General features: G+C 71.9%; 10 protein-coding genes. 9 read left to right on the top strand and 1 reads right to left on the bottom strand.

The window, feature by feature from the left end:
* Positions 1–48 precede the first annotated feature (48 nt).
* Entirely contained in the window at positions 49–357 is a 309-nt protein-coding gene (locus ACFW2E_RS27165) for a hypothetical protein (protein ID WP_384469691.1), read from the top strand.
* A gap of 28 nt (positions 358–385) precedes the next feature.
* On the opposite strand, the gene ACFW2E_RS27160 is transcribed toward ACFW2E_RS27165, so the two are convergent.
* The gene (locus ACFW2E_RS27160; protein WP_384469690.1) at positions 386–1,252 is read right to left on the bottom strand and encodes a bifunctional DNA primase/polymerase; all 867 of its coding nucleotides are present in this window, start codon (positions 1,250–1,252) and stop codon (positions 386–388) included.
* A gap of 368 nt (positions 1,253–1,620) precedes the next feature.
* Here ACFW2E_RS27160 and ACFW2E_RS27155 point away from each other — a divergent pair, with 368 nt between their 5' ends.
* The 8 genes from ACFW2E_RS27155 to ACFW2E_RS27120 all read left to right on the top strand — a co-directional run bounded on the left by ACFW2E_RS27155 (position 1,621) and on the right by ACFW2E_RS27120 (position 9,352).
* Positions 1,621–1,932 (top strand): hypothetical protein, encoded by a 312-nt coding sequence (locus ACFW2E_RS27155; protein WP_384469689.1) that lies wholly within the window; start codon positions 1,621–1,623, stop codon positions 1,930–1,932.
* Between the two features lie 173 nt (positions 1,933–2,105).
* Positions 2,106–3,269 (top strand): acyl-CoA dehydrogenase family protein, encoded by a 1,164-nt coding sequence (locus ACFW2E_RS27150; protein ID WP_384469688.1) that lies wholly within the window; start codon positions 2,106–2,108, stop codon positions 3,267–3,269.
* Complete coding sequence (locus tag ACFW2E_RS27145) at positions 3,266–4,225, top strand: bifunctional MaoC family dehydratase N-terminal/OB-fold nucleic acid binding domain-containing protein (protein ID WP_384469687.1); 960 nt, start codon at positions 3,266–3,268, stop codon at positions 4,223–4,225. The genes ACFW2E_RS27150 and ACFW2E_RS27145 overlap by 4 nt, the downstream gene beginning before the upstream one ends.
* 1 nt (position 4,226) lies before the next feature.
* Positions 4,227–5,252: an acyl-CoA dehydrogenase family protein gene (locus ACFW2E_RS27140; protein WP_384469686.1), complete on the top strand. Its 1,026-nt coding sequence runs from the start codon at positions 4,227–4,229 to the stop codon at positions 5,250–5,252.
* A gap of 30 nt (positions 5,253–5,282) precedes the next feature.
* Positions 5,283–5,681: a MaoC/PaaZ C-terminal domain-containing protein gene (locus ACFW2E_RS27135; RefSeq protein ID WP_384469692.1), complete on the top strand. Its 399-nt coding sequence runs from the start codon at positions 5,283–5,285 to the stop codon at positions 5,679–5,681.
* Positions 5,678–6,844, top strand: coding sequence for a lipid-transfer protein (locus ACFW2E_RS27130; RefSeq protein WP_384469685.1), 1,167 nt, complete (start codon positions 5,678–5,680; stop codon positions 6,842–6,844). The genes ACFW2E_RS27135 and ACFW2E_RS27130 overlap by 4 nt, the downstream gene beginning before the upstream one ends.
* Before the next feature lie 147 nt (positions 6,845–6,991).
* Positions 6,992–7,585 carry a SigE family RNA polymerase sigma factor gene (locus tag ACFW2E_RS27125; protein WP_384469684.1) on the top strand — a complete coding sequence of 198 codons (594 nt, stop codon included), beginning with the start codon at positions 6,992–6,994 and terminating at the stop codon, positions 7,583–7,585.
* A 111-nt stretch (positions 7,586–7,696) separates the two neighbouring features.
* Positions 7,697–9,352, top strand: coding sequence for a long-chain fatty acid--CoA ligase (locus ACFW2E_RS27120; protein WP_384469683.1), 1,656 nt, complete (start codon positions 7,697–7,699; stop codon positions 9,350–9,352).
* Positions 9,353–9,417: the final 65 nt, after the last annotated feature.

The raw sequence follows: 9,417 nt of genomic DNA, 5'->3' as shown, positions 1-9,417 counted from the left end.
TACTCTGGATTGGGGGGCGGCAGCGTCAGTTGTGTATAACACACAGGCATGTGCGTCGAAGGCACCTGGGACCTGTCCATCTCCACCCCGATCGGCCGGATCGCGGCGGTCGCCGAGTTCCGGCGGCGCGAGGACGGGCTCCTCGTGGGGACGGCCCACGGGGCGGGGGAGGAAGTACCGCTGCGTGACGTCGTACTCCACGGCGACCGGCTCACCTGGAAGCAGGCCGTCACCAAGCCGTTGCGGCTGAACCTCGCCTTCGACGTGACGGTCGACGGGGACAGCCTGGCCGGTACTTCACGGGCCGGCCGGCTGCCCGCCTCGAAGGTCACCGGGGCGCGTACTCGGACGGACTGAACCGTGCTCCGGAAACCGCCGTGACCGGTCAGGGGCGGTGGCTCGTCATGCGGGCCGCGGAGGCGATCGTGGCGCGGGCTTCGTGTTCCGTCAGGCCGGTGCTGCGGGCCGCCTCGACCAAGGGGTCCAGCAAGGCGGCCCCGATGCCGTTCTCGTAGGCGCGGCAGGCGGCCCAGAACAGGCGGGTGTTGCGCTGGCCCTCGTGGGCGGCGAGGACGAACTGGACCAGCCCCTGGCCGTGGCCCCCGGCCGCCCGGGGCACGGGGCCACTCGCCCGGGGTGGCGGGAGCAGCAGCCGGAGCAGGGCGGGCGGGCAGGGGGCGGGGGCCAGGTGCGCGGTGCCCGGGGCGGTGCCGTAGACACCGTGGTCGGTGCGGGAGCCGGGTCCGACGAGGTAGCCCCCGGCGCCCCTGATGTCGATGCCGGGGGCGAGCCGGCCGGCCGAGTTGGGCACGACGACGTCCGGCGGGCCGCTCAGCCAGAGGTGGCGGCCGCCGCTCGGGGTCAGTACGACGACGGTCTCGGGGATCGTGAACAGGTGTCGCAGGGCCAGTTCGCGCAGGGCGGCCGAGGAGTCCGTGCCGGACTTGGTGTCGAGGTCGACACCGATCAGACGGTGCGGGGGCAGCCCACAGGCGATGCCGTAGCCGGTGGCCCAGGGCGCGGCTTCGAACAGTTCGCGGATGCGCGCCGGGGCGGACGAGGCGTCGTACACGCCGTGGCCGAGGCGGCCGCACTCGCCGTGGCAGGGCGCGGGGCCGGGATCGTCGTGGTGGGGGGAACGCAGGGCCGGGAGTTTGGTCCGGGTCAGGGGGATGACGGCCAGTCCGCGTTCGGCGGCTGACAGGGCGTGTGCGAGGGCCATCGTCGTGGCCTGCCGGTCTGTGGTGGCCATGACTCCATGTTCGTACGTATGTTCGAAAAAGGGAAGGGGGTGTGGCGGCGACTCGCCGGGGCGGGCGGATCGGCCGGAAATGCGCCGGAACGGTTCCTCGCTTGCGGCTCTTGAGGTGATGTGTCCGTGCCTAAGGCTGATTGGAGCCGAGATCACCAAAGATGGCGAAAAGGGTTTATCGACTTGTCATCACGCTTGAGGGCGAATCACGCCTTCCGGGGTGGTTCGGCGGGGATTCGGTGGGCAACTCTGGATTCGCGACGTCGTGCACAACCACCGGGGCGGTCGGCCAACTCCCCTGGTAGCAGCCTTACTTGACGTATCCCGGGTCTCACGGCCGATGGGTACTTCGTTCTGGAGGAACAAACATGGCAAGCATCCGTACCGCCCGCGTCATCGCCGCCGTCTCCGCGCTTCCGCTCGCAGCCGCCCTCTTCGGCGGCGTCGCGGCCGCGGACAACGGCGGCTTCGCGGACAACGGATCGAACGCCGGTGTGGCGAGCATCGTCGGCAGCGGCGTCGGCGGAAACAACCACGGCAACTCGTCCACCACACAGCAGAACGCGGTCGGTTCCGGGGCCTCGAACCAGAGCAATACCGCGCAGGTCAACGGATCAGCGTTCACAGCCGTCAACCAGGGCAACGAGAACGTCGTGGTCCACTTCACCAGGCTGTGGTGAGCCGCGTCTGAAGTCCCTTGCGGGGTGCGCATTTCGGGGTCGTAACGCGTCTGTGCGGCGGTGCTTCGGTACCGCCGCGCAGGCGTTTTCGGGTTCCCGGCCGACCTTGACACCCGACGACATCTGACGGACAGTCAGAAACCGTCACTCGTACGAGCCGGGAGGCCCCCGCCGTGCACCTCGCCCCCACCGAGCGCCAGCAGCGGCTGCGCGCCGAACTCCGCGCCTACTTCCGGAACCTGATGGCGGACGGCCCCTTCGACGCGGAGCGACAGCGCGTCCTGCTGCGCCGCATCGGCGCCGACGGCCTGCTGGGGCTCGGCTGGCCCGTCGAGTACGGCGGACAGGGCCGGGGTGCGGACGAGCAGTTCGTGTTCTTCGACGAGGCGTACCGCGCCGGCGCCCCGGTCTCGATGGTCACGCTGAACACGGTCGGTCCCACGCTCATGAAGTACGGGAGCGAGGAGCAGAAGGCCCGCTTCCTGCCCCGGATCCTGCGCGGGGAGACGGTCTTCGCCATCGGCTACAGCGAACCGTCCGCCGGTACCGACCTTGCGTCGCTGCGGACGCGGGCCGTGCGGGACGGCGACGGCTGGCTGGTGGACGGCCAGAAGATCTTCACCTCGGGCGCCCAGCACGCCGACTGGATCTGGCTGGCCTGCCGCACCGACCCCGAGGCGCCGAAGCACCGCGGCATCTCGATCCTGCTCGTCCCCACCGACGCGCCGGGGTTCTCCTGGACGCCGATCGAGACCGTGGGCGGACAGACCACGACGGCCACCTACTACGACGGCGTCCGGGTTCCCGCCGGGAACCTCGTCGGCACCGAGAACGACGGCTGGTCGCTCATCACCAACCAGCTCAACCACGAACGGGTCGCCCTCGCCGCCGTCGGCATGCAGGCCGAGGACTTCCACGCGGCGGCGCTCGCCGCCGCCCGCATCCCCGACCCGGTCACCGGCAGGCGCCGGATCGACGAGCCGTGGGTGCGCGCCGAACTGGCCGAGGCGCATGCCCGGCTGGCGGCGACCCGCCTGCTCAACTGGCGTCTGGTCGGGGACGTGGGGGCGGGCCGGCCGGCGCCCGGAGACGCGAGCGGAGTGAAGGTCGCGGGAACCGAGTCGGCGGTGGCGGTGTACCGGATATGCCAGCACGTTCTCGGGACGGACGGACTGGCGGGGCTGGTGCGCTCGGGGTCGCCGGGCGCCTTCGGGGACGGCGGGATCGAGCGGCTGAACAGGGCGGCGCAGATCAACACGTTCGGGGGCGGGGTGAGCGAGGTGCAGCGGGAGATCGTCGCGACGATGCGGCTCGGGATGACGAGGGGGCGGCGATGAGTGGCGGGCCGGACGAGCTGCTGACACGGCTCAGGGCGTACGAGGGGCGGGCGGCCGCCGTCGCCTGCGCGGGCAAGGACCCGGTCAATGTGCCGATGATCCGGCACTGGTGCGAGGCGATGGGCGACACGAACCCGGCGTACGCGGGCCCGGACGCCGTGGCCCCGCCCACCATGCTCCAGGCGTGGACGATGGGCGGCCTCTCCGGCAACGAGGGGCGCACGACGGCGTTCGACGAGCTGATGGCCCTGCTGGACGAGGCGGGGTGCATCTCGATCGTCGCCACCGACTGCGAACAGGAGTATCCGCGCCCCCTGCGGCCCGGGGACGAGATCACCTTCGGCACGGTGATCGAGTCGGTGTCGGAGCGGAAGACGACGAAGCTCGGCACGGGGTACTTCATCACGACCCGCACGGACGTGCGGGTCGGCGGGGAACTCGCGGGCACGCACCGCTTCCGCGTCCTCAAGTACGCCCCGTCACGCGGGAAGCGCAGAACCCAGCGGGCCCGGCGCCCCCGCCCGGTGGTCAACCGGGACAACGCCGGCTTCTGGGAGGGCGTGGCCCGCCACCGGCTGCTCATCCAGCGCTGCACGGGTTGCCGCACCCTGCGCCACCCCTGGCTGCCGGGCTGCAACTCCTGCGGCGGCCCGGAGTGGGACACGGTCGAGGCGAGCGGCGAGGGCACGGTCTATTCGTACGTCGTGATGCACCACCCGCCGTTCCCCGCCTTCACGGAGTCGGGCCGGGCCGCCGACGCGACCGGCCCCTACGCGGTCGGGCTGATCGAGCTCGCGGAGGGCGTGCGGATGGTGAGCAACGTGGTGGGGGTGCCGTACGACAAGGTGCGCGTCGGACTGCCGGTGCGGGTGGAGTTCCGGCGGTACGAGGACGCAGACGCGGACGAGGACGCGTTGACCCTTCCGGTCTTCCGGGTCACCGAGGGCGAGGGCTGACATGGACTTCACGCCCACGCAGGAACAGGCCGCCGCCCGCGATCTGGCCGCCCGGATCTTCGGGGACCTGGCGACGCACGAGCGCCTCGCGGCCGTCGGCACCGGCAGCGACCAGGAGCTGTGGAAGTCCCTGTGCGGGGCCGGCCTGGTGAGCGCGGTGACGGAACTGGGCCTGCTGGGGCTGGTGCTGCTCCTGGAGGAACAGGGCCGGAGGACGGCCCAGGTGCCGTACGCGGCGACCTGTGTCTACGGGCTCCTCGCCGTGACCGCCCACGGCACCCCGGAGCAGCGGGAACGGCTGCTGCCCGGCATCGCGGACGGCTCCGTCGTGGTGAGCGGCGCGTTCCCGGCGCAGCGAGGGGTCAGGGCCTCGGCCTCGAGCGGGCTGACCGGCACCGTGCCCGTCGTCCCCTGGCTGCGGGACGCCACGCACGTGCTCGTGGCCGACGACGGCCGGCGGCTGTGGCTGACACCGCTCGCGGACGGCACCACGGTCACTCCGGTCGAGCTGACCGCACCCTGGTCGGCCGGCCGCCTGGCGCTCGACGGCGCGCAGGCCGAACGGCTCGGTGGCGACGACGCCTGCGCCGACGTCCTCGCGACCGCCCGCACCGCCTTCGCCGGGCTCCAGGCGGGGGTGTGCGCGGGATCGCTCGCCCGGGCGGTGGCGCATGTGAACGGCCGGGAGCAGTTCGGCCGGCCGCTCGCCACTCGGCAGGCGGTCCAGCTGCGCGCCGCCGACGCGTACATGGACACCGAGGCGATACGGGTGACGGCGTACGAGGCGGCCTGGCGGCGTGATGCGGGGCTTCCCTACGCCACCCACGCGCTGACCGCCGCATGGTGGGCGTCGGAGGCGGGGCAGCGGGTCGTCCACACGGGTCAGCATCTGCACGGCGGCGCGGGGGCCGACCTCGGCCATCCGGTGCACCGGCACTTCCTGTGGGGACGGCAGCTGGACGCCTATCTGGGCTGCGGGAGCGAAGTGCTGCAGGAACTGGGGGAGCTGATCGCGAGTGGGGAGTGAGGCATGGCGCTGACACCGGGGAAGCCGGTGATGACGGCGGGCACGGAGCTGCCGCCGCTGGAGATCCCGATCACCCGGACGCTGATCGTGGCGGGGGCGATCGCGTCGCGGGACTACCAGGACGTGCACCACGACGCGGAACTGGCCCGGCACAAGGGCTCCCCGGACGTCTTCATGAACATCCTGACGACGAACGGGCTGGTCGGCAGGTACGTCACGGACCACTTCGGCCCGACGGCCGTGCTCCGCAGGGTCGCCATTCGGCTGGGGGCTCCCAACTACCCGGGAGACACGATGGTGCTGACGGGCCGGGTCGAGGAGGTGGACGCAGACACCGCCACCGTCCGGGTGACCGGCGCCAACGGCATCGGCAGACACGTGACGGGCACGGTGACGGTAACCGTCCCGCCGGGAGGTGGTGCGCGATGAGCGTACGGACCCGGGACGTGCTCGGCGGACGCGCGGCGATCGTCGGCATCGGGGCCACGGAGTTCTCCAAGGATTCCGGTCGGAGTGAGCTGCGGCTGGCGGTGGAGGCGGTGCGGGCCGCGCTCGACGACGCGGGACTGACCCCGGGGGACGTGGACGGACTGGTGACGTTCACCATGGACACCAGTCCGGAGATCACCGTGGCCCAGGCCTGCGGAATGGGCGAGCTGTCCTTCTTCTCCCGGATCCACTACGGCGGCGGGGCGGCCTGCGCGACCGTCCAGCAGGCGGCGCTCGCGGTGGCCACGGGGGTGGCGGAGGTCGTGGTCTGCTACCGCGCCTTCAACGAGCGGTCGGGGCGGAGATTCGGCTCGGGCGTGCAGCACCGGGAGCCGTCGGCGGAAGGCGTGGCGCTCGGCTGGGCGCTGCCGTTCGGGCTGCTCACCCCGGCTTCCTGGGTGGCCATGGCGGCACAGCGGTATCTGTACACCTACGGGCTGACCCCCGACGCGTTCGGGCACGTGGCCGTCGTGGACCGCAAGTACGCGGCGACCAACCCGGCGGCGTACTTCCACGGCCGTCCCATCACGCTCGCCGACCACGCGGCCTCGCGGTGGATCGTGGAGCCGCTCCGGCTGCTGGACTGCTGCCAGGAGACGGACGGCGGACAGGCGCTCGTTGTCACGTCCGTGGAGCGGGCCCGTGACCTGCCGCATCCGCCCGCGGTGATCGCGGCGGCCGCCCAGGGCGCCGGCCGTGCCCAGGAGCAGATGACAAGCTTCTACCGCGACGACCTGACCGGCCTGCCGGAGATGGGCGTGGTGGCCCGGCAGCTGTGGCGCACCTCGGGACTGGCCCCGGCCGACATCGACGTCGGGATCCTCTACGACCACTTCACCCCGTTCGTGCTGATGCAGCTGGAGGAGTTCGGGTTCTGCGGAAGGGGGGAGGCGGCGGACTTCGTGGCCGAGGAGCGGCTGCCGTTCAACACCCACGGCGGACAGCTCGGGGAGGCGTACCTCCATGGGATGAACGGGGTGGCGGAAGGGGTACGCCAGCTGCGGGGCACCGCCGTGAACCGGATACCGGGGGCGGACCGGATCCTGGTGACGGCGGGGACGGGCGTGCCGACGTCGGGGCTGGTCCTGGCCGCCGACGGCTGAGTCCTCAGGGGCGAACCCGTAGTACCGCCCGCCCGGCACTCCACCTTCAGGAGGTGTAGCCGGCCCCACTCCTACAACCTGAGGGGGACTCTGCTTCGGGACCTGCGACCGATCCGCCGCGACAGGGGTCGCTCATAGCGTGGAGCCATGACCACACTCGTCTGCACCAGTGCTTCGGACGCCGCCGCACCGGCGAGGCAGACCTTCCCCCAGTCCAGGCTCCGCCCGAGCGGGGGGACCCCCACGTACCCGTCGTTCGCGTCGTACGTGAGGGCCCGCCAGCCGGTGCTGCTGCGTACCGCGCGGTCGCTCACCGCCAACCCGAGCGACGCGGAGGACCTGCTGCAGACCGCGCTCGCCAAGACCTACGTCGCCTGGGACCGGATCGAGGACCACCGGGCGCTCGACGGCTATGTGCGCCGGGCTCTGCTGAACACGCGGACCTCGCAGTGGCGCAAGCGCAGGGTCGACGAGTTCATGTGCGACGAGCTGCCCGAGCCGGAGCCCGTGTCCGGCGGCGACGACCCGGCGGAGCGGCAGGCGCTGCACGACGCGATGTGGCGGGCGATAAGCAGGCTGCCCGCGCGGCAGCGGGCGATGGTCGTCCTGCGCTACTACGAGGACCTGAGCGAGGCCCAGACGGCCGAGGTGCTGGGGGTCTCGGTGGGGACGGTGAAGTCCGCGGTGTCGCGGGCGCTCGGCAAGCTGCGCGAGGATCCCGAACTCGACCTGGTGAGATAGGCCGGCCAGACCCGCGAGTTTTCCTTCCCCTAGTGACATACCGCGCGGTATGTGCGCAGAATCAGCGCAGCCCCTACTGCCGCGTAGGCAATGTCGCCCCGGGAGGACGCCGTGCTGAGCACCATGCAGGACGTACCGCTGACCGTCACCCGCATCCTCGTGCACGGTGTGCTGGTGCACGGACGGTCCCAGATCACCACCTGGACCGGGGAGGGCGAGCCGCAGCGGCGCAGTTTCGCCGAGGCGGGGACCCGTGCGGTCCAGCTGGCGAACGCCCTGCGCGACGACCTCGGAGTACGGGCCGACGACCGGGTCGCGACGCTGATGTGGAACAACGCCGAGCACGTCGAGGCCTACTTCGCGATCCCCTCCATGGGTGCGGTGCTGCACACGCTCAACCTCCGCCTGCCCGCCGACCAGCTGGCCTGGATCGTCAACCACGCCGCCGACCGCGTGATCATCGTCAACGGTTCGCTGATCCCGCTGCTCGCCCCGCTGCTGCCCAGGCTGACCACGGTCGAGCACATCGTCGTCTCCGGACCCGGCGACCGCTCCCCGCTCGCCGGTGGCACCGCGCGGGTGCACGAGTACGAGGAACTGATCGCGGACAGGCCGACGACGTTCGACTGGCCGGAGATCGACGAACGCCAGGCCGCCGCCATGTGCTACACCTCCGGCACCACCGGCGACCCCAAGGGCGTGGTCTACAGCCACCGCTCGATCTACCTGCACTCCATGCAGGTCAACATGACGGAGTCGATGGGGCTGACCGACCAGGACACCTCGCTCGTCGTGGTGCCCCAGTTCCACGTCAATGCCTGGGGCCTGCCGCACGCGACCTTCATGACCGGCGTCAACATGCTGATGCCGGACCGCTTCCTGCAGCCGGGGCCGCTCGCCGAGATGATCGAGAGCGAGCGCCCGACCCATGCGGCCGCCGTCCCCACCATCTGGCAGGGCCTGCTCGCCGAGCTGACCGCCAAGCCCCGGGACGTCTCCTCCCTCACCCAGGTCACCATCGGCGGCTCGGCCTGTCCGCCCTCCCTCATGGAGGCCTTCGACAAGCTCGGCATGCGGGTCTGCCACGCCTGGGGGATGACGGAGACCTCTCCGCTGGGCACGGTGGCCCGGCCGCCGGCGCACGCGGTCGGCACGGAGGAGGAGTTCGGCTACCGGCTCACCCAGGGCCGCTTCCCGGCCGGAGTCGAGGCACGGCTCACCGGACCGGGCGGCGAACGGCTCCCCTGGGACGGCGAGTCCGCGGGCGAGCTGGAGGTACGCGGCCCGTGGATCGCGGGCGCCTACTACAACGGCCCCGACGGCGAGCCGCTGCGCCCCGCCGACAAGTTCAGCGAGGACGGCTGGCTGAAGACGGGCGATGTCGGTGTCATCAGCGCAGACGGCTTCCTCACCCTCACGGACCGAGCCAAGGACGTCATCAAGTCCGGCGGCGAGTGGATCTCCTCGGTCGACCTGGAGAACGCCCTGATGTCCCACCCGGACGTCGCCGAGGCCGCCGTGGTGGCCGTCCCCGACGAGAAGTGGGGCGAGCGTCCGCTGGCCACGGTCGTCCTCAGGGCGGGTGCCACCGCCGACTTCGAGACCCTGCGCACCTTCCTCGCCGAGGAGGCCAGGATCGCCAAGTGGCAGCTGCCGGAGCGGTGGACGGTGATCGAGGCGGTGCCGAAGACGAGCGTGGGCAAGTTCGACAAGAAGGTGCTGCGCAGGCGCTACGCGGCCGGGGAGCTGGACGTCACCCGGATCTGAACCGCGGACACGGACGCGGGGGGGGGGGCGGCCCGCACGACGCCCCCCCCCCCCCCCCCCGCGCC

The sequence above is a fragment of the Streptomyces sp. NPDC058964 genome (assembly GCF_042741275.1).
In the GTDB taxonomy this organism is placed as follows: domain Bacteria; phylum Actinomycetota; class Actinomycetes; order Streptomycetales; family Streptomycetaceae; genus Streptomyces.
Note: the sequence above shows the minus strand (reverse complement) of the source record. Positions and strands in the feature narration are given on the sequence as shown.